Consider the following 21544-nt stretch of genomic DNA (forward strand, 5'->3'; position numbering starts at 1 on the left):
CAGTCTAGTGAAACGTGAAGTTAATTAGGATTGCTCTTGATTTTATAGATTCAATGTTGCTGGTCCATGGGCTATTTGGGTCTTTGTCTCGAATTAATTCATCATTGATTCCAAATGAACCTCTAATAGAAGGAGAGAAAATAAAATATTCTGAGAAGAAATCAATCCCAAAACCTAATTCATAATTCATAGTCCAGGGTTTTACTCTAAAGCGTTGCTCTAAATTATCATCTATGGATTTTGAATTACTGGAAAGGTTTAATGTGCTCGATACTCCACCTAATAAATAAGGACGAACATTTCCTGTTCTTAAAGAAGAGAACTTTAAGAGTAAAGGGAAGTTTATGTATGTACTATTTACTTCCCTTAGATAATCTGTCTTTGACGTAAATTCGGGATTAGGATAATACAAATCTCTCTTTGTATAATATAATCCTGGTTCAAAACGCAAGTTAATGTATTCATGCAATCTTAAATCGGCGACAACCCCAACATTAAATCCCGTTGTTTTTTTTACCTGAATATCTGGCCCAACGGTTTTGTAATCGATCTTAAAATCATAACTGTTGAATCCCAGGTAATATCCAAAATAAAGACGTTGTTTTTGCCAAGTCTCCAAATTGATTATAGGATCTTTACTAAACATGCTTTTAGTAAATTGTGAATACCCTGTTGTTGTTAAGGTAAGTAAGATTAAGATTATAGTTTTTCTCATACTATTTTTTAGAAGCTGAATAAATTGTTGCTACACCAAGTGTTTGTGGCATGGCCACCACACTTATAAACCCAATTTTTCTCAAAATATTGTTTAACGCTTCTCCATGTGGAAATGCAGCAGCAGATTCTGATAAATATCCATAAGCCGAATCGTCTTTTGAAAACATTTTTCCAATAAGTGGAAGTATGTTTTTAGTATAAAAAGTGTAACCTTGTTTGTAAGGAGTTTTTTCTGGTACAGAAGTTTCCAAAATTACAAAAACACCATTAGGTCTTAATACCCTTAAAATTTCTGATAATCCTTTCTCCAGATTTTCAAAATTCCTAACGCCAAAAGCTACAGTAATGGCATCAAAATGATTATCTTCAAATGGAATTTTTTCAGAATCACCCAAAACCATATCTATAGTTTGAGAAAGGTTTTTTGCAGCAATTTTTTTCTTTCCTACCTCAAGCATTCCAGATGATATATCCAAACCGATAATTTTTTCGGCATTGGTTTGTGCTAGTAGAATAGCTAAATCTCCGGTTCCGGTTGCAATATCAAGGATTCTTTTTGGTTTCGTGTCAGATACTATTTTTAAAACTTTTTTACGCCATTTTATATCGATACCAAATGAAATAACACGATTTAAATTGTCGTAATTTCCAGATATATTATCAAACATTTGCTCGACTTGTTCCTTCTTTCCAAGGGTCGAATTTTTATAGGGTGTTATCTTCTCTGCCATTTTTTTTATTTGTACAAATATAATACAAACTGATTAACTGTAATTCAGTTTCTTTAATTAGAAAAGGAAATAATTCCGTTTTTATTTTAATTATATACCCACTTTTAATGATTTGATAAAATCACTAAAAGTGGGTATTGCAGGAGACTTATTTATTATGGAAATTTACTTTGTAAAAATGGAAATATTTTTCCAATGATTAATAGAGAATTAATGACCCAAATCAAATGGGTGCTTCTTGCGCTTATCATCTCGTTTGTTCTAGTTAGTTGTTTTGAAAGTACTGTTTTTGAGAGCAGTATACTTTTTAAAGCGCAAAATACGTTCTTAGGATTAAATTTGTTTTTGGAAATTTTAATTTTCTTTGTCTTTAGTACCTTCGTGGTATTTGGTATTAAAGGCTTTTTTGAGATGTACTCTCAAAAAACTTCAAATATTATAATATTCTTTTCTGGTGTATTTTTAATATTTGTAATTTTTATTTTATGTTATCAAATACTCTTTCTAGAGTAGGTCATTTCTCTAATCATTGTTTACAAAAAAAAGATCCTTAATTAAGGATCTTTTTTTGTTTTATTAAAAACGGATATATGTTTCGTAAGTGTAGTCGTAAAGATGCTTCACATCTCTTTTGTTAGGCTCAGATTCTATCAACTTCCATTCTTTTTTATTAATTTCAGGAAAGTAAGTGTCGGCTTCAAAGCTATGATGAACTCTTGTAATTTCGAGAGCATCTGCAAAAGGTATTCCTAAAGTGTAAATTTCTCCACCACCAATAATAAACGAATCTTCTTCTTTGGGGCATTTCGCAATTGCCTCTTCAATACTTTTTACTATAATGCAACCTTCTGGTTGGTAATTGTCTTGGCGTGTTATTATAATGTGTGTTCTGTTTGGGAGAGGTTTAGGAAAACTTTCGAATGTTTTTCTTCCCATTATAATATGATGTCCGGTGGTAAGAGCTTTAAATCGTTTGAAATCATTAGGAAGATGCCAGACTAATTCATTGTTTTTCCCAAGGGCATTGTTTTCGGCTACTGCCGCAATCATTATTATCATTTTGTTTAGAACTAAAGTTTGTTTTCGGTATTGTCATTTAAAGATGAGTCCAATTGAGCGATCCTTTTTTGTTGTAAAGCTACAAGGCGGTCTATTTGTTCTCTTTCCCAGTTTTTATTCATAAAGCGATCAGTGATGTATACTTTTATGAAATGTAAAATAAAAATAAAACACCATGCAGTAATTATCCAAATGTACCAGTTTTGGCCATTTGAGATGTTAAAAAACCGATTGGCAATAAATAAAAACAAACTTCCCAAGAGGAATAAAACAAAATGAAAATAAAGAGCCTTTTTTTGTCTTAGTCTTCTTCTTGCGTATTCATACTGCTCGTGTAATTCCTTTTCCATGAGTTATATAATTAGATTATAAAGATAAAATTTATTTTGAAACAGGACTGTTTTGATTGTTGGTTATTTATTTTTAAAATGGATAAAGGTTTTAAATATGAAATTTATGTGATGTTAAATTATTAATTCAATTTAATTTGAGTGCTATTTTTATCATTGTGCTAAATCTTTGTTTGATATGATGTTACGTTGAATGAATTTGTTTAATTTTAGTTATAATTCTAAAAATTAAACAGTTATGTCTTTGAAAAAACAATTTGTAAAAACGAAACCAGTTTGTAAAGTGACTTTCCTTATAGATGCCAAAGATGCTAATTCGGCAGCAGTTGTTGGCGATTTCAATAATTGGAATAGTGAAGAAGGAGTTTTAAGTAAATTAAAAAATGGAACTTTTAAAGCTACGTATGATTTGGGGAAAGATGCTTCATATGAGTTTAAGTACATTGTCGATGGAACTTATATTAATGAACCTGAAGCTGATTCTTTTAAGTGGAATGATTATGCCGGAGGAGAGAATAGCGTTTTAATTGTGTAAAAAAAAAATCTGCTTGATAAAGCAGATTTTATATTCTTTAATTTATTATGTTATACGGCAACGCTTCCTTTTATACCTGCATGCGGTTCATAATCTAAAAGTGTAAAGTCATTATAATCAAAATCGAAAATGTTTTTTATTTCGGGATTCAGTACCATTTTTGGTAATGGTTTTGGTTCACGTTTTAATTGTAATTCCAGTTGTTCGAAATGATTATTGTATATATGTGCATCACCAAAAGTGTGAATGAATTCTCCAGCTTCAAGATCACATACTTGTGCAATCATCATAGTTAATAAGGCATAAGATGCAATGTTAAAGGGAACACCTAAAAATATATCGGCACTTCGTTGGTATAATTGACATGAAAGTTTTCCTTTTGTTTCCCCTTTTTCAAGGTTAGGACTTGCTACGTAGAATTGAAAAAAAGCATGACATGGAGGTAATGCAGCTTTATTATTGGCTACATTTTCTTCAAATGATTTTTTTGTATCTGGCAATACCGATGGGTTCCAAGCAGAAACCAGCATGCGTCGACTGTTTGGATTAGTTTTTAGTTCTGTAATTAGTTCCGAAATTTGGTCGATTTCTTCACTATTCCAATTACGCCATTGGTGACCGTAAATAGGACCTAGATCCCCATTACTATCTGCCCATGCATCCCAAATTTTAACCCCGTTTTCCTGAAGATATTTAATATTTGTGTCGCCTTTTAAAAACCAAAGTAATTCGTATATAATCGATTTTAAGTGTAATTTTTTGGTAGTAACCATCGGGAAACCTTCACTTAGATCAAAACGCATTTGGTATCCAAAAACACTCTTTGTTCCTGTTCCTGTTCTATCTCCTTTTTGACAACCATTCTCAAGAACGTGTTGTACTAAGTCTAAATATTGTTTCATTTTTCATTTGGCTTTATGCCTTATGCTGTAGGCTTTAAGCTTGTAGCCTAGAGCTTATTGCTTAAGATTATGCTTCTCTTTTAGAAATTTCGTCGCGAATTTTGGCGGCTTTTTCGTAATCTTCCTGTGTAACAGCTTGTTCTAATAATTCATTCAGTTCTTGAATGGTATGTTTAGAGTAGGTTTCGCCAGATTGATTGCTTTCTTCCTCACGACCAAATGTTTCAGGGTTAGAAAGAACATCATCTATTTCCTGGGAGTCTTTATCAGTTTCCATTGAATTTGATTTCAAATAGATTCCTGCTTTGTCCAGAATGTTTTTATAAGTAAATATCGGCGCATTAAAACGTAACGCCAAAGCGATGGCATCAGAAGTTCTTGCGTCGATGATTTCTTCGATTTTGTCTCTCTCGCAAATTAAGCTAGAGTAAAATACGCCATCAACCAGTTTATGAATAATAACTTGTTTTACAACGATATCAAATCGTTCTGCAAAGTTCTTGAATAAATCATGTGTTAATGGGCGAGGTGGTTTTATCTCTTTTTCTAAAGCAATAGCGATTGATTGCGCTTCAAATGCACCAATTACAATTGGTAACTTTCGTTCGCCATCAACTTCATTCAAAATCAAAGCATAGGCGCCATTTTGAGTTTGACTGTATGAAATTCCTTTTATAGATAATTTAACTAAGCTCATAAGTTGCAGACGTAAAAGGTATTACTACCTCAATTTAATTAGAATTTTGTGTAAAAAATAAAAGTGCAATTTTAATCAAAAAATATGGAACAAAAAAGCTACCTAAAGCAAAGATACGATTATCTTATTTTTAGGTAGCAATATTTGTGTATAGAATTTTTTTAATTCTATTAATGTTGTGCTTTAAAAGCCTTCAGTTTTTCAATTAATTTAGGAACAACCTCAAAGGCATCACCAACAACTCCGTAGTCTGCAACTTTAAAGAAAGGGGCTTCCGGATCATTGTTAATTACTAATTTTACTTTTGATGAGTTGATACCTGCAATGTGTTGTATTGCTCCAGAAATTCCGATTGCAATATATAAATTTGTTGCAACTGGTTTTCCTGTTTGACCTACGTGTTCGCTATGAGGTCTCCATCCTAAATCCGAAACTGGTTTAGAGCATGCAGTTGCAGCACCAAGTACAGCAGCTAAATCTTCTACTAATCCCCAGTTTTCAGGTCCCTTTAATCCACGTCCTCCAGAAACTACTATATCAGCATCGGCGATAGATACTTTACCAGTTACTTTTTCTACAGATTCTAATTTTACTCCAAAGTCATTGTCACCAATAGTTGGGTTGAAATCTTCTGGAGTTGCAGCACCTGCGCTTTCGTAAATACCATAAGAGTTTTTGGCAAGACCAAGAACTTTTACATCAGTATTGATTTCTGTAATATTGAAAGCTTTGTTTGAAAAAGCATTTCTTTTTACCTGAAAAGGAGATGTACTCACGGGTAATCCTACAACATTTGATGCAAATCCAGCTTCCAGAGCTACAGCAACCAATGGTGAAATATAAATACTGTCTGTACTTGAAGATAGTAAAACTACTTTTGTCCCTTCTTTTTGAGCCGCTTGTTTAATAACATCAGCATAAGCTTTAGCGGTAAAACCAGCTAATTTGTCGTTGGTTACTTTAAGAACTTTATCAACTCCATATTTCGATAATTCGCTTACGTCGCTTGTGTTTATTGTTAATGCGGTAACGGTTGTTCCTAATGTTTCGGCAATTTTTTTAGCGTATGAAGCCAATTCAAAAGCTACCTTTTTAAATTTTCCTTCTGCAGATTCTGCATATATTAATATTGACATAGTTTTTTGTTTTGAAGTTTAAAGTTTGCTTCGCCTGTTCGAGCGAAGCTCTCGGGTCAGGTTTAAAGTTCATAAACTGAGACTGAAAACCGAGACTGAATACTGATTACTAGATTACTAGATTACTTTCGCTTCGTTGTGTAATAAATTGATTAACTCATCTAAATTGTCTGGAGAAACTAGTTTTACTGCAGATCTTGGAGCTGGTTTTTCAAATTTAACTGCTTTAGTATTTGCAGGAGCATTAACTGGTTCAACAATTGCCAAGGCTTTTGTTCTTGCAGTCATAATTCCTCTCATGTTTGGAATACGTAAATCTTTTTCTTCAACTAATCCTTTTTGACCACCAATAATTAATGGTAAAGAAGTGCTTACAGTTTCTTTTCCTCCGTCTATCTCACGAACAGCTTTTACATTAGTTCCATCTACAGTTATGTTTGTACATGAGTTTAAAAAGTTATATCCTAAGATTCCAGAAATCATTCCAGGAACCATTCCACCATTATAGTCTAATGATTCTTTTCCTGCAATAATTAAATCGTAACCACCGTTTTTAATAACTTCTGCAAGTTGTTTTGCTACGAAGAAACCATCAGTAGGGTTTGCATTGATACGAATTGCTTCGTTTGCTCCAATTGCTAGTGCTTTACGTAAAGTTGGTTCTGTTTCCGGGCCACCAACATTTACTATAGTAACTGTAGCGCCTTGTTGCTCTTGAAACCAAATTGCACGTGTTAAACCGAATTCGTCGTTAGGATTAATTACATATTGTACGCCGTTGGTATCAAATTCTGAATCACCATTGGTAAAGTTGATTTTTGAAGTAGTATCAGGTACATGACTGATGCAAACTAATATTTTCATAAGTATAGATTTTATTATTTCTAAATACGTTTCCACAAATTTAGAAATATAATCCGAATAATTTACTATGCATGCATAATATTTTTAAAAACTATTACGTTTTCGTAATATAGGACTTAGATTTTGAAGAATGTTGGTTTTTATGGTTGAAAAAGTGGTGATTAAGCAAGTATTTATGTCTGGAAAAGAAATAATAATTAATAAAAACGGTAATTATTGGGACGGTTTATAGAATTTTAATTTCTTTAAATCAGAATTTCTAACAAAATAAAAATTAAATTAAGATCTGTATAACTATTTTACGGACTATTATATCGATTTCGTAATCGATAAGTTTCAATTGCTGAAAAGTTAAAACCCTAGTAAAACATAAATATAGAAAGGACTTCTTGTTTTTTAAACTAAATTTATGCTTTTAAGTAATTTAAAATATTTATTTTTGCTTTTCAGAAAAATACAACATACAATATAAAATATGAGAACAATACAATTTAGAGAGGCCATTTGCGAAGCGATGAGCGAAGAAATGCGTCACGATGAATCCATATATTTAATGGGCGAAGAAGTTGCAGAATACAATGGTGCGTATAAAGCATCAAAAGGAATGCTTGCTGAGTTTGGAGAAAAAAGAGTAATCGATACTCCAATTGCAGAACTTGGTTTTACTGGAATTGCAGTTGGATCTGCAATGAACGGTTGTCGTCCAATTGTAGAATATATGACTTTCAACTTCTGTTTAGTTGGTATTGATCAAATTATAAATAATGCTGCCAAAATGCGTCAGATGACAGGAGGACAATTTAATGTACCTATTGTTTTTCGTGGGCCAACTGCTTCAGCAGGACAATTGGGAGCAACTCACTCTCAAGCTTTGGAAAATTGGTTTGCAAATACACCAGGACTTAAAGTTGTAGTTCCATCTACTCCTTATGATGCCAAAGGACTTTTAAAATCAGCAATTCGTGATAATGACCCTGTAATTTTTATGGAGTCTGAGCAAATGTATGGTGATAAAGGTGAAGTTCCAGACGGAGAATATACAATTCCTCTAGGAGTTGCTGATGTAAAACGTGAAGGAACAGATGTAACCATCGTATCTTTTGGAAAAATCATCAAAGAAGCATTTATTGCTGCAGATGAATTGGCTAAAGAAGGTATCTCTTGTGAGATTATCGATTTAAGAACAGTTCGTCCAATGGATAAAGATGCAATCTTAGCTTCTGTTAAAAAAACAAACCGTTTAGTAATTCTTGAGGAAGCCTGGCCATTTGCAAGTATATCTTCGGAGATTACTTATATTGTACAAGAACAAGCTTTTGATTTTCTTGATGCGCCAATTCAACGTATTACAACAGCAGATACTCCTGCACCTTACTCTCCTGTATTGCTTAAAGACTGGTTGCCAAATTCTGGTGATGTTATAAAAGCAGTAAAGAAAGTGATGTATAAAAAATAAGAAAATTAACAATGCTAATAAAACTTCATCATTTTCTTAATTGATGAAGTTTTTTTTTGGATTATGAAAAGAATAATTGTACTCAGTCTGTTTTTCTTATTCGCATTTGTGAATAGCAATTTTGCGCAAACAAAAGTGAGTGGAATCGTCTTAGATAAATCCAATCAACCGATTCCGTTTGCAAACGTAGTTTTTAAAGGAACCAATATCGGAATAGTTTCTAATGAAGACGGACGTTTTTATCTGGAATCACCAAACACATATACTACAATTATTGTTGCATCGGCAGGTTTTTCAGAGAGAGAAATTACTTTGGAAAAATCAGTTAGTTACAATTTTAAAGTGGTCCTAAACGAAGCCGAAAGTTTAAATGAAGTAGTAATTTATACCGGTAAAACTTCCAAAAAGAATAATCCTGCACTTGACATTCTTAGAAAAATCTGGGAAAGAAAACGTAAAAATGGATTATATCAGTTCAAGCAATATCAGATGGAGAAGTACGAAAAAGTGGAATTTGATATGAATACCATTGACAGTGCTTTCATGAAAAATAAGATTTTCAAAGGAATGGAGTTCATCTTTAAACAGGTAGATACTTCTAAAATTACAGGGAAAACATATTTGCCTATTTTTATAAATGAAGCTTTGTATGATGTATATGGAGATAATAATTTAAAGAAAGTAAAAGAAATAATAAAAGGAAGTAAAACTTCTGGATTTAATAATAATCAGCAAATATTAGCTTTTGTAAAAGACTTGTATTCTGAGTATAATATTTATGATAATCACCTTACATTCTTTGATAAAAGTTTTACAAGTCCTTTATCTACAACAGGAATCGATGTCTATAATTATGTTTTAAAAGACAGTACATTTATAGATAATAAATGGTGTTATAATATTGTGTTTTATCCAAGACGTAAAAACGAATTGACTTTTAAAGGAGATTTTTGGGTAAACGATACCACATTTGCAATCAAGAAAATTAATATGGCAGTTACAAAAAGTGCCAATATTAACTGGGTGAAAGATGTTTATATCGAGCAGGAATTTGATGTAGTAAGTGATTCTGTTTTTCTTCTTACCCGAGATTATATGATGTCGGATTTTGCTTTAAATAAAAAGGAAAGTTCCAAAGGTGTTTATGGAAAACGAACCACATCCTATAGAGATCATAAGTTTAATATAACCAAGCCAGCTGCTTTTTATAAAGAAGAAGTTAATTATATAGATAACGAGGTTTATAATAGACCCGATGAATATTGGGAAGAAAACCGATTCGAGAAACTTACCAAAGATGAGCAAGGGGTTTATAAAATGCTTGATACGCTACAAACGGTCAAGAAATTTAAGCAACTGTATAACTTGGTTTCGATTCTTGGTAGTGGTTATGTAGGATTTCCAAAGTTTGATTACGGACCTATATTTTCTACATTTGGATATAATGAGGTCGAAGGAGTCCGAATTCGAGTAGGAGGAAGAACTTATTTTGGACCGAATGATCCATGGCGTTTACAAGCATATACCGCATATGGTTTTGACGATAACAAATTTAAATATGGTGTTTCTGGAAAATGGATGATCGATAAAAAGAATCGTATTATTATCTCTGGGGGAAATAGGCGAGATGTAGAACAAATTGGAGCTAGTTTAACAACTACAAATGATGTTTTAGGGCGAAGTTTTGCTTCATCGGCTTTATTTACAACGGGAAGCAATGGGAAATTAACCAATATTAATTTAACCAATGTTGCTGCCGAAATCGAACCGATAAAAAACCTGACATTTCAGGTAGGATTATCGTATCGTACATTAGAGTCGGCTTCAAGTACCTTTAGCTTGGATTATTATACTACAATGCCTACTGTTGCAAATCCTGCAGGAGTTGTTGCGGATGCAGTAAAACAATCCGAAGCAAATATCCAGATTGAATACACGCCAAATCGTAAAACAATAGGTTTTGGTGTTGAAAGAAATAATGTAGATAGTCCGTTTAGTAGGTTCTTTATTAATTATAGCCACGGATTTAAAGGCGTGCTGGATAGCGATTTTAAATACGAAAAGATTCAGTTATATTATAAGCAACCTATAATTATTGGGCCTCTGGGACGTACCAATCTTATCTTGGAAACTGGGAAAACATTCGGAACAATCCCATTAGGATTAATGAGTGTAATCCCAGGTAACCAGACTTATTTTACAATCGAGAATACATTTAGTAACTTGAATTTTTATGAGTTTGTAACCGATCAATATACTACTTTACAATGGGATCATAATTTTGGAGGGCGACTTTTTGCCCGAATTCCATTTATGCGTAAACTTAATTGGAGAGAAATTATTGGTGCAAAAGCTGTTTATGGAACAATCTCGAATGCAAATAGAGCGATCAATGCTTCGGGTTTACCATACAATGCACCCGAAAACGTATACTGGGAATATAGTGCTGGAATCGGAAATATATTCAAAGTATTCCGTATCGATTTTTCTTGGAGAGGAAGTTACTTAAATACTCTGGATGCTAATAAATTTGCAGTAAAAGGATCTTTCGGATTTTATTTTTAATCATTTAGATTCGCTACTTTCATAATTATAATTAACGAATAATAATCTATGAGTGGAAGCCAGGATGGGAATAAGATGATTTGGACAACTAATCTGAGAGTTGTCGCAACAATTAGCGTGATTTTTTTGCATGTTGCATCAGAGATTTTATACCAGTATGGCTGTGTTTCCAATTTTGTTTGGTGGACTGCAAATGTTTATGATAGCTTAGTGCGTTTTTGTGTGCCAATATTTGTAATGCTCACAGGAGTATTAATGTTAAGCAGAACGTATGAGCTAAATGATTTCTTAAAGAAAAGATTTTCACGAATAGTTTTACCTTTCTTATTTTGGAGTTTTATTTACGCAATGTTCTCATTAAATGATAAAATTTCAGGAGGTCAGGAAATGTCTTTCGGAGAAATTATTAAATGGGTATTTGATTTATTAAGAAACGGGAGCTCGTTCCACTTATGGTATATTTATATGATTATTGGCATATATCTCTTTATTCCAATTATAAGTAAATGGGCTCAGAATGCTACCGAAAAAGAAATTCTATATTTTATATTCATTTGGGGACTTACCCTACTTATTAATGAGCCAATTTTCTCTGAATTTAGAATTAGGATCGATCTAGCCTATTTTTCGGGATTTATAGGATATGTAGTCTTAGGGTATTATTTATCGATTAAATCATTTACATATAGTAAAAGAATGCTTAGAATTATTTCTGTCCTTCTTATATTTATAGGTGTTAGTGTTACAATATTTGGGACTTATTATTTAGCAATTATAGATAATAATTTTAATGAGTATTTTTATAATTATAGCACTTTAAATGTTTTGATGGTTTCTATCGGGGTATTTCTCTTTTTTAAGAACTTAGAAATCTCTAATTCAATAGTAATAAAAATCAATAATTTAATTAGTAAATATAGTTATGGGATTTATCTCGTTCATATTTTAATCTTGCGTTTTATGGAAAAAATAATGGGGATAGATTATGATTTTATACACCCTATATTTGCAATTCCTTTAGCAACTTTAGTTTGTTTATTGATTTCTACTTTGATCATATATTGGATTAATAGATTGCCTTATGGTAAATATATATCAGGATAAAGTACTTAAAAGTAAAATGTAAATTGTTTTGTTTAAGCTAAAAAAATCAGGTTATGCAGGAAGCGATCGATTATCTTTCGGAGAAAAATCCAATTTTTATGGCTATCATTAAGGAATATGGATTACCGCCAATTCCGAAACGTCCACAAGGCTTCGAAACTTTAGTATTACTTATTCTGGAGCAACAAGTATCTATAGATTCGGCGAAGGCTACATTTTTAAAAATCAAAGCACATACTATTTGCAATCCCGAAACATTAGCAGTTTTGTCTGATGAAGATTTTCGCGCATTAGGCGTAAGCCGACAAAAAACAAAATATATTAAAGTACTAGCTTTAGCAATATTAAATGATGAAATCAATATTGAGAGCCTGGCTACGAAATCGGCAAAACAAGTTAGGGAAGAACTCATAAAATTAAAAGGGATTGGGAATTGGACTATCGATATTTATTTAATGTTCTGTTTGCAAGAACCTGATTTGATCCCTTTGGGAGATATTGCAGTTGTGAATACAATCAAAGAATTACTTAATATTCACGACAAACAAGAGATGGAAATTCATACTTCACAATGGAGTCCATATCGTTCTTATGCTACATATTTGCTCTGGCATTATTATTTAAAGAAAAGAAAAAGAACTATTACATATTAATTGCTTGTTTCTTAAAACTTAATGATGATATAACAGTGTTTTTTTATTGTAAAAAGGGATTGTTTAACTACTTTTGCAATCGAAATTAAGAAAAATAATAAACAATAAAAATGACCGCAGACAAACTAACAACTTTCGATGTATTAATCGAAATACCAAGAGGAAGCAGAAATAAATACGAGTACGATTTTGAAATAAAAAGAATGCGTTTCGACAGAATGTTGTTCTCTTCAATGATGTATCCTGCCGATTACGGATTTATTCCTGAAACTTTGGCTCTTGATGGTGATCCATTGGATGTATTGGTTTTGGTAAATGAACCAACTTTTCCTGGATGTGTTATGGAAGTAAAACCAATCGGTGTTTTCCATATGGCAGATGATAAAGGACCAGATGAAAAAATTATTTGTGTACCAGTTTCTGATCCAATTTGGAATTCATTAGAAAACCTTTCGGATATTAATCCACACTTACTAAAAGAAATCGAGCATTTCTTTCAAGTTTATAAAGATTTAGAAAACAAGAAAGTAGATGTTGGTGGTTGGGGAGATGTAACAGAAGCATTTGCTATTATAGCAGAATGTACAAAACGTTTCAACGATATCGAGAATAAACCAGAAGGATTATTTAGTATTAAATAATTTTACCCTGTATATTTTATAAAAAAAGCAATATTCTGTTAAGAGTATTGCTTTTTTGTTTAAATTCGTTTTGTTACAGTATTAATATTAACCAAAATACCATTAAAAATTATGAATGCATTTATGATTTATTTGCCAATTGTTATGGCAATTATAGGATTACTTTTCATGGCAATAAAAAGGACTTGGGTGTTAAAACAAGACGCTGGTGATGGCAAGATGAAAGCCATTTCAGACTATATTTACGAAGGAGCATTAGCTTTCCTGAAAGCCGAGTATCGATTGCTTACCTTTTTTGTAATTGGAGCAAGTATTGTTTTGGCGGGAATTTCATTTATAGTTCCCACTACACATATATTAATAGTTGTAGCTTTTATTTTCGGAGCATTTTTCTCGGCATTAGCAGGAAATATGGGAATGAAAATAGCAACAAAAACAAATGTTAGAACAACGCAAGCGGCAAGAACCAGTTTGCCACAAGCATTAAAAGTATCTTTCGGCGGTGGAACCGTTATGGGATTAGGAGTAGCCGGATTAGCCGTTTTAGGGTTGACCGGTTTTTTTATAGTATTTTTTCATGTATTTATGAATGGGGTTTGGCAAGGAGCAATTATAGATGGTGTTTCTAGAACTCCATCAGAATTAATGACAATTGTTTTAGAAACTTTAGCGGGGTTTTCACTTGGCGCAGAATCAATCGCATTGTTTGCAAGAGTTGGTGGAGGTATATATACTAAAGCCGCCGATGTAGGTGCCGATTTAGTTGGTAAAGTCGAAGCAGGAATCCCAGAAGATGATCCGCGTAATCCAGCTACAATTGCCGATAATGTTGGAGATAATGTTGGAGATGTTGCGGGTATGGGAGCCGATTTATTTGGGTCGTATGTTGCAACAGTTTTGGCAGCAATGGTTCTTGGGAATTATGTTATAAAAGATATGGGTGGAAACATTCAGGATGCTTTTGGCGGAATTGGACCTATTTTGTTACCAATGGCAATTGCTGGTTTCGGAATTTTATTCTCTATTATAGGAACAACATTAGTAAAAATTTCTGATGATAATGCAAAGGAAGCACAAGTGCAAAAAGCATTGAATATAGGAAACTGGGTTTCGATTGTTTTAACAGCAATTGCATGTTTCTTTTTAGTACGTTATATGTTGCCGGAAACGATGACAATGAATTTCTTTGGAGAAGGTTCTAAGGATATTTCTTCAATCCGTGTATTTTATGCTACTATAGTTGGATTAATTGTAGGTGGAGCTATTTCTTCAGTTACCGAATATTATACAGGATTGGGAACAAAACCAGTAATGGCAATTGTACAAAAATCAAGTACTGGTGCCGGAACTAACGTGATTGCAGGATTGGCAACAGGGATGATTTCTACATTTCCAACTGTGCTTTTATTTGCTGCTGCAATTTGGATTTCTTATGCATTAGCTGGATTTTACGGAGTAGCATTGGCAGCATCGGCAATGATGGCAACAACAGCAATGCAATTGGCAATTGATGCTTTTGGACCAATATCCGATAATGCAGGTGGAATTGCCGAAATGAGCGAATTACCAAAAGAAGTTCGTACTAGAACAGATATTCTGGATTCAGTAGGAAATACTACAGCAGCTACAGGAAAAGGATTTGCGATTGCTTCGGCTGCATTAACTTCATTGGCATTGTTTGCAGCGTATGTAACCTTTACAGGAATTGACGGAATCAATATTTTTAAAGCACCGGTTTTAGCAATGCTTTTTGTGGGAGGAATGATTCCTGTAGTTTTCTCTGCCTTGGCTATGAATTCTGTAGGGAAAGCTGCGATGGATATGGTTTATGAAGTACGTCGCCAGTTTAGAGAAATTCCGGGAATTATGGAAGGAACAGGAAAGCCGGAATATGCAAAATGTGTAGATATTTCTACGAAAGCCGCTTTACGCGAAATGATGCTTCCAGGGATCTTAACCATAGGTTTTCCTATTGCTATTGTACTTCTTGGAAAATTGGTTTACGGAAGTAACAACCAGTTAATCGCCGAAATGTTGGGTGGTTATATGGCAGGAGTTACTGTTTCGGGTGTTCTTTGGGCTGTTTTCCAGAATAATGCAGGAGGAGCTTGGGACAATGCAAAAAAATCTTTTGAGGCAGGAGTGCTTATTAATGGAGAAATGACCTATAAAGGCTCAGATGCGCATAAAGCAGCGGTGACAGGAGATACGGTTGGAGATCCGTTTAAGGATACATCCGGACCATCGATGAATATTTTAATAAAACTAACTTGCTTAATTGGGTTGGTTATTGCGCCAATATTAGGCGAAGGACATTCAGCCTCGGGAGGAATGAACGAAGGTGGTTCTTGTTGTGCTAAAACCGAAATGCATGGAGGACATTCTAAATGTGATATGTCCAAAATGGCAACTATGACAAGAGAGGAATGTGCACAAATGTGTAAAGATAAAGGGTGTAGTCCAGAAGAGACCGCAAAATGTTTAGCAAATTATGATGTAAACGGGAAGTACCTTCATAAAAAAACAGATTGTTTTGATACAACCAAATATACCAAAGCAGAAGCAGTGCGTGTAGAAATTATAAACGTGAATGGTCAGGTTGTAGGAACGGTTACAACTACTACAAATGGTAAAGTAGATACCAAAATTTTTAAAGGCACAGCAGATGAGGTTAATGCTCAAATTGAAGCTTTGAAATAAGTAAATAATTTAACAACTTCACAAAGTTTTAATGATAGAAACAAAAATGCCTCTAAAATATTTAGAGGCATTTTTTTATTCGTGTAAATTTGTGGAATTCGTGTTTAAAATAATCCGTTTAGTTCGGCATCAATTCTATTAATAATCTCTCCTAAATCTTCAGGATTATCTACAAAGTTTATATTATCAACATCAATAATTAATAATTTTCCCTTCGTGTATGTTTGAACCCAAGCTTCATAACGTTCATTCAAACGGCTTAAATAATCAATAGAAATAGTGTTTTCGTATTCGCGACCGCGTTTATGGATTTGTCCTACCAAGTTTGGAATAGAACTACGTAAGTAAATTAATAAATCGGGTGGTTTTACCAATGTTTCCATTAGTTCAAATAAAGACGTGTAATTTTGGAAATCACGACTTGTCATTAAACCCATAGAATATAAGTTGGGAGCAAAAATATAAGCATCTTCATAAATGGTTCTATCCTGAATAACTTTTTTACCACTTTCGCGAATTTGTTGCACTTGACGAAACCTGCTGTTTAAGAAATAAATCTGCAAATTAAATGACCAACGTTCCATTTGATGGTAAAAATCATCCAAATATGGATTGTCGACTACATCTTCAAAATGGGGTTCCCACTTGAAATGTTTAGCCAGTAATTTGGTTAAAGTAGTTTTCCCTGCGCCTATGTTTCCTGCTATTGCTATGTGCATTACGGTATTATGATTTTATAATTTGTAATTCCTCCTGATGTAAAAATAGATAAAATTTGGTCTTTGTAATAGAAATTGGTAAACGTTTTTTCTGAAACTTCAATTTGTGATGGATCTCCCGATTCCGGTTTACTGATGTCTTTAAAAAACAACAAATTACCTTTCTTGAAAACATACATATGATTGTTAAGTAACGTTATGGTATCAAAATCCAATACTTTTCCCAGTGTACTTATTTTTCCAAAAATGTCACAAGAGAACCAGTTGTTTTTATCATCTATCCAATAAAAAACGTTGAAATTGGATTGATAGTATTTGATGTTTCCGGAAATAGGTGTTGAGACAGTTTTGTACTCATTTTTTAAGTAATCATAAAGCCCGATTTGTAGGTTTAATGTATTGTAAACCCAAAGCTGATTCTGGGAAGCAATGCCAATTCCTGATGCAAGAATCGGTGTTGTGTTTTTTGAAAAATTAATTCTGTTTACTTCATTAAATTGATTATCGAGCAGAATTACAGTATTGAAATCTTCGTAAAATAAAACAATTTTTAGAGGGTTTTCTAAGTCAACTTTTGCAATTTTTCCTAATGAGATGTTTTTATATTCATAGGCATCTTTCCCGTTTGTTTTAATGATAATGTTGTTTTTTATCAAATAGGCAAAACCAAAAGAATCGGTCCCTAAAAACTGATCGGCATCAAGAGTTATACTGTTTATCGTTGTGATTGGTAACTTATTGTTTTGAGATAAAACAGTTGAAAATGAGCTGATAATAATCAAAAATATTAATTTTTTATACATTGTTGTTTTAGTTTTAATAGCTCTGATTTTGAACTGACCAAATTACAAAAAAACTCAATTGCTATTTGCTTTAGCATAATTATTTGGATTATAAACGAATACAGAACAGGTTTTTTTAGAACTATCTTATTTAAAGACACATCTGTCTATCGATTTGAGCAGTTGATATATTAGTTTTTTTAAGCTTTGAAATTAGTAATAGTTTTGATCTAATAATCTAAAAATTAGACTGAACCATTTTAAAAATAAAGCTATGATGAATAAAATATTTTTTACGCTTATTGTGATGCTTGGATTTTATCAAGCACAAGCACAAAAAGATTTTCAGGGAATGGCAATTTATGAATCAAAAACAAAGGCGCCAAAATTTAATGGAATGCCGGGCAATCGAGATATTACTCCCGAGATGCAAAAGGATATGGAAGAGCATATGAAAAAAATGCTTGAAAAAACTTTTATACTCAATTTCGATCAGTCGGCTTCAATTTATAAAGAACAAGAAAAACTCGATATGGGAGGATCACAAAATGGCGGTTTTAGAATGGCGGATCCAATGATGGGCGGCGGTGGAACTTTCTATAAAAATGTAAAAACTAAATCCTATACTGTTGATAAAGAATTTATGGGGAAAGAGTTTCTGGTTGTTGATTCGTTACCAAAATTAAAATGGAAACTTGAGAAAGAAACCAAGAAAATAGGAAGTTATATTTGTTATAAAGCGACTATGGTTAAAATGGTTATGGAACCGGATTTTAAAAATCCGAGACCTGGAAATGATAATGGTGAGAAAGATGAAGTAAAAAAAACTGGAGATATAAATAAGGTAGCGAAAGGAATAAATTTTACAGAAAGCTTTGATATTCCTAAGGAAATAATAGTAGTTGCTTGGTACACACCAGATATTCCTATTAATCAAGGTCCCGAGAATTATTGGGGTTTGCCTGGTTTAATATTGGAGATTAATGATGGAAGAACTATTGTTTTGTGTTCCAAAATTGTTTTGAATGCCAAAGATAAAGTAACTATTAAAGCACCTACAAACGGAAAAGTAACTTCTCAAAAAGCATATGACGAAATTGTTGTGAAAAAAATGAAAGAATTACGTGAAATGCACCCTAATCGAGGTAGAGCAAATGCTGGTTCGGCAACTTTAATGGTTCGATAATCAGCTTTGAGATATTCCTTAATTGCAAACAATAATAATGAAAAATATACTTCTTTTTTTAACTCTTCTGGTTACAACTTCAGCATTTTCTCAGAGCATTAAATACGATGGGTTTATTTTGGATGGGCAAAAAAAACCTTTAGAAATGGCCAATATAATGGCTGTAAATACGGTGACAAAAGCTATGGATTCGTATGGAATTACTAATGATAAAGGAAAATTTCAGTTGAGTTTAAAGTCTAATTCATCTTATAGTATAAAGATTAGTTATCTCGGAATGAAATCCAAAGAGATAGTAGTTATAACACAAACTGTAAATATCACTGAGAATATTGTTATGGATGATGTAGGAATAGAACTCGAAGGCGTTGAGATTGTACGTGAAATGCCAGTTTCTATAAAAGGAGATACAATTGTATATAATGCGGATTCATTTAAATCAGGAACAGAAAAAAAGCTGGAAGATGTCTTGAAGAAACTACCAGGAGTTGAGGTAAATGCCGACGGACAAATAGAAGTAGAAGGAAAAAAAGTTTCTAAACTTATGGTAGAAGGAAAAGACTTTTTTGATGGAGATACAAAACTAGGAGTCAAAAATATTCCAGCCGATGCAATTGATAAAATACAAGTATTAAGAAATTATAATGAAATTGGAGCATTAAAAGGCTTGGGGAATGATCAGGATAATGTGGCAATGAATATTAAACTTAAGAAAGGAAAAAAAGATTTTTGGTTTGGTGATGTAACGGCAGGAGTAGGTGTTGGAGAACTCGACAGTCGTTATATAATTAATCCTAAAGTGTTTTATTATAGTCCAAAGTATAGTATTAATGTGATTACCAATTTTAATAATATTGGAGAATTGCCTCTTACAATTCAGGATTATTTTAAGTTTACCGGAGGGTTTAGAAATATGATGGGAAAGGGCGGGAGTAGCTTTGATGTTTCTTCTAATGATCTTGGGATTTCGCTTTTGCGAAATAACCGCGCAAAAGAAATCGAGACACAATTTGGTGCTGCCAATTTTTCTTACAATGTTACTAAAATTTGGAGTTTAAGCGGTTTTGGAATTATTTCTTCGGCCACGACCGATCTCGAAACCAAATCGCAGACAACTATACTTGAATCTGGTGATCAGCAAAAAAGCGATGAGCAGACACATCAAAAAAATAATTTAGGACTTCTTAAACTAAGTTCAACTTATAAACCAAATTCAAAATTTCAGTTTGATTACGATGTATTAACCAAGTTGTCCAAACAAGACGAGAATAGTAATCTATTACGAGAGTCGATTGTAAATAATGCAACTGCAACAGAAAATATATTTACCAATAAAAAGCAAGATCCTACTTCTATCAATCAAAATTTGAGTTTGTATTATACCAAAAATGAGAAGAATATATTTGCTTTTGAAGCCCAGTATTTATATCAGGATGAAAACCCATTTTATAATGCCAATTTACATAGTCAGCCATTCGATTTATCGGGTTATATCTCTGGGCAAGATCGAAATGATTTAAACCAGAATCGGTTTGTGAAAACGAATAAACTCGATGCCAAATTTGATTACTATTATATGCTAACGTCCAAAAGCAATATTAATGTAACAATAGGGAATACGTATTCTTATCAGAATTTTAATTCTCATATATTTCAAATTCTGGATGATGGTACAACCAATGATTTGAATGCTGCTGAAAATAATAACCAAGTAAGATATAATTTTAACGATGTGTTCCTGGGATTACATTATAAATTTTTGGCGGGTAAATTTACTTTTACTCCAGGTGTAAGTGTGCATTCTTATGCGATGGAAAATAAGCAACTGGGGTCTGGTTATGCGCAGAATTTCGTTAGAGTTTTACCTGATTTTTTTGCATTGTATCAGATAAAAAAAGCAGAGACGTTGACTTATAATTTTTCGCTAACCAATAATTTTACAGATATTAATCAGTTGGCTTCGGGTTATGTTTTGTCCAATTATAGTAATTTGTTTCAAGGAAATAGATTCTTGGAGAATGCAACATCTCAAGTTCATTCTTTGCGTTATTTTAAATACAATATGTTTAATTTCGAAAATATCTTTGCGAATGCAACGTATACGAAAAAGGTAAATGCTGTAAAAACTAAATCGGATTTTGAAGGAATAAATCAATCTTCGATGCCATACAATTCGAATCTTGCCGATGAAACTTTTTCGGCAATGGGAAATTATGGACGTTCCTTTTTAAAGAATTATAAAGCCTCGGTAAATGCCAGTTTGGATTGGTCTAAGTTTAATAATATCCAAAATGACTCACCTTTTACAACAGAGAGTTTTAGCCAAAATTATACTGTGAAAGCAGCAACAAATTATAAAAATTTGCCCAATATCGAATTTGGATATACTTTCTTGGTGAATCAATATAGTGGCTCTACCTATTATACCGATAAGCCATTTGCCAAGTTGGATTACTATTTTTTGGAGCGTTTTTCTTTTGTTGCCGATTATGAATTTTATCATTATTACAATAAGGGAAAAGTAATCGATAATGAATATGATTTTTTAAACGCGAGTTTAGTTTATCAAAAAAAAGATAGTAAATGGGAATATAGAGTATCTACTACAAATTTATTAAATACTAAATATTTAAACGATGATAGTTTCTCGCAGTTCTCTACCAGAGTATCACAATATACTGTGCAACCTCGATATATAATATTCTCGATGAAATATAATCTATAGTATTTTACGTATAAAGCGAATG

The 21544-nt window shown here is 32.7% G+C and carries 19 protein-coding genes; 9 read left to right on the forward strand and 10 right to left on the reverse strand.

Annotated elements, in window-relative coordinates; translation table 11 throughout:
* Nucleotides 1–4 precede the first annotated feature (4 nt).
* The 4 genes from porT to OIU83_RS17175 form a co-directional block, all read right to left on the reverse strand.
* Nucleotides 5–715, reverse strand: a complete 711-nt coding sequence (porT, locus tag OIU83_RS17160) for a type IX secretion/gliding motility protein PorT/SprT (protein WP_264207487.1) — start codon at nucleotides 713–715, stop codon at nucleotides 5–7.
* Between the two features lies 1 nt (nucleotide 716).
* Nucleotides 717–1448 carry a bifunctional demethylmenaquinone methyltransferase/2-methoxy-6-polyprenyl-1,4-benzoquinol methylase UbiE gene (gene ubiE, locus OIU83_RS17165; RefSeq protein WP_264207488.1) on the reverse strand — a complete coding sequence of 244 codons (732 nt, stop codon included), beginning with the start codon at nucleotides 1446–1448 and terminating at the stop codon, nucleotides 717–719.
* A gap of 576 nt (nucleotides 1449–2024) precedes the next feature.
* A complete protein-coding gene (locus tag OIU83_RS17170) occupies nucleotides 2025–2507 on the reverse strand; it encodes a dihydrofolate reductase (protein WP_264207489.1) in 483 nt (160 codons plus the stop codon).
* A gap of 11 nt (nucleotides 2508–2518) precedes the next feature.
* Nucleotides 2519–2857 (reverse strand): 2TM domain-containing protein, encoded by a 339-nt coding sequence (locus tag OIU83_RS17175; protein WP_264207490.1) that lies wholly within the window; start codon nucleotides 2855–2857, stop codon nucleotides 2519–2521.
* 238 nt (nucleotides 2858–3095) lie between these two features.
* Here OIU83_RS17175 and OIU83_RS17180 point away from each other — a divergent pair, with 238 nt between their 5' ends.
* Nucleotides 3096–3392 (forward strand): isoamylase early set domain-containing protein, encoded by a 297-nt coding sequence (locus OIU83_RS17180; protein ID WP_264207491.1) that lies wholly within the window; start codon nucleotides 3096–3098, stop codon nucleotides 3390–3392.
* 50 nt (nucleotides 3393–3442) lie between these two features.
* On the opposite strand, the gene OIU83_RS17185 is transcribed toward OIU83_RS17180, so the two are convergent.
* From OIU83_RS17185 to OIU83_RS17200, 4 genes are all read right to left on the reverse strand, one after another.
* Entirely contained in the window at nucleotides 3443–4294 is an 852-nt protein-coding gene (locus OIU83_RS17185; RefSeq protein ID WP_264207492.1) for a thymidylate synthase, read from the reverse strand.
* A gap of 67 nt (nucleotides 4295–4361) precedes the next feature.
* Nucleotides 4362–4991 carry a bifunctional nuclease family protein gene (locus OIU83_RS17190; protein WP_264207493.1) on the reverse strand — a complete coding sequence of 210 codons (630 nt, stop codon included), beginning with the start codon at nucleotides 4989–4991 and terminating at the stop codon, nucleotides 4362–4364.
* 170 nt (nucleotides 4992–5161) lie between these two features.
* Nucleotides 5162–6127 (reverse strand): electron transfer flavoprotein subunit alpha/FixB family protein, encoded by a 966-nt coding sequence (locus OIU83_RS17195; protein WP_264207494.1) that lies wholly within the window; start codon nucleotides 6125–6127, stop codon nucleotides 5162–5164.
* 117 nt (nucleotides 6128–6244) lie between these two features.
* The gene (locus tag OIU83_RS17200; protein WP_264207495.1) at nucleotides 6245–6991 is read right to left on the reverse strand and encodes an electron transfer flavoprotein subunit beta/FixA family protein; all 747 of its coding nucleotides are present in this window, start codon (nucleotides 6989–6991) and stop codon (nucleotides 6245–6247) included.
* A 475-nt stretch (nucleotides 6992–7466) separates the two neighbouring features.
* Here OIU83_RS17200 and OIU83_RS17205 point away from each other — a divergent pair, with 475 nt between their 5' ends.
* The 6 genes from OIU83_RS17205 to OIU83_RS17230 all read left to right on the forward strand — a co-directional run bounded on the left by OIU83_RS17205 (nucleotide 7467) and on the right by OIU83_RS17230 (nucleotide 16110).
* Nucleotides 7467–8447, forward strand: coding sequence for a pyruvate dehydrogenase complex E1 component subunit beta (locus OIU83_RS17205; RefSeq protein WP_264207496.1), 981 nt, complete (start codon nucleotides 7467–7469; stop codon nucleotides 8445–8447).
* 63 nt (nucleotides 8448–8510) lie between these two features.
* On the forward strand, nucleotides 8511–11012 hold the full coding sequence (locus tag OIU83_RS17210) for a DUF5686 and carboxypeptidase-like regulatory domain-containing protein (protein ID WP_264207497.1): 2502 nt from the start codon (nucleotides 8511–8513) through the stop codon (nucleotides 11010–11012).
* 48 nt (nucleotides 11013–11060) lie between these two features.
* Nucleotides 11061–12116, forward strand: a complete 1056-nt coding sequence (locus tag OIU83_RS17215; RefSeq protein WP_264207498.1) for an acyltransferase — start codon at nucleotides 11061–11063, stop codon at nucleotides 12114–12116.
* A 53-nt stretch (nucleotides 12117–12169) separates the two neighbouring features.
* Nucleotides 12170–12769, forward strand: a complete 600-nt coding sequence (locus OIU83_RS17220; protein ID WP_264207499.1) for a DNA-3-methyladenine glycosylase family protein — start codon at nucleotides 12170–12172, stop codon at nucleotides 12767–12769.
* Nucleotides 12770–12879: 110 nt separating this feature from the next.
* Complete coding sequence (locus OIU83_RS17225) at nucleotides 12880–13410, forward strand: inorganic diphosphatase (protein ID WP_264207500.1); 531 nt, start codon at nucleotides 12880–12882, stop codon at nucleotides 13408–13410.
* A gap of 111 nt (nucleotides 13411–13521) precedes the next feature.
* Nucleotides 13522–16110, forward strand: coding sequence for a sodium-translocating pyrophosphatase (locus OIU83_RS17230; protein WP_264207501.1), 2589 nt, complete (start codon nucleotides 13522–13524; stop codon nucleotides 16108–16110).
* A gap of 104 nt (nucleotides 16111–16214) precedes the next feature.
* Here the strand turns inward: OIU83_RS17230 and OIU83_RS17235 are convergent, their stop codons facing one another.
* Both OIU83_RS17235 and OIU83_RS17240 read right to left on the reverse strand, forming a co-directional pair.
* The gene (locus OIU83_RS17235) at nucleotides 16215–16829 is read right to left on the reverse strand and encodes a deoxynucleoside kinase (RefSeq protein WP_264207502.1); all 615 of its coding nucleotides are present in this window, start codon (nucleotides 16827–16829) and stop codon (nucleotides 16215–16217) included.
* Nucleotides 16829–17632 carry a hypothetical protein gene (locus OIU83_RS17240; protein WP_264207503.1) on the reverse strand — a complete coding sequence of 268 codons (804 nt, stop codon included), beginning with the start codon at nucleotides 17630–17632 and terminating at the stop codon, nucleotides 16829–16831. Before OIU83_RS17240 ends, OIU83_RS17235 begins: the two co-directional genes overlap by 1 nt.
* Nucleotides 17633–17885: 253 nt before the next feature.
* Between OIU83_RS17240 and OIU83_RS17245 the strand changes: the two genes are divergently transcribed.
* The gene (locus tag OIU83_RS17245) at nucleotides 17886–18797 is read left to right on the forward strand and encodes a GLPGLI family protein (RefSeq protein WP_319005359.1); all 912 of its coding nucleotides are present in this window, start codon (nucleotides 17886–17888) and stop codon (nucleotides 18795–18797) included.
* Nucleotides 18798–18834: 37 nt separating this feature from the next.
* Nucleotides 18835–21522: a carboxypeptidase-like regulatory domain-containing protein gene (locus tag OIU83_RS17250; protein ID WP_264207504.1), complete on the forward strand. Its 2688-nt coding sequence runs from the start codon at nucleotides 18835–18837 to the stop codon at nucleotides 21520–21522.
* Nucleotides 21523–21544 lie beyond the last annotated feature (22 nt).

This window comes from Flavobacterium shii (assembly GCF_025847235.1).
Lineage (GTDB): Bacteria > Bacteroidota > Bacteroidia > Flavobacteriales > Flavobacteriaceae > Flavobacterium > Flavobacterium shii.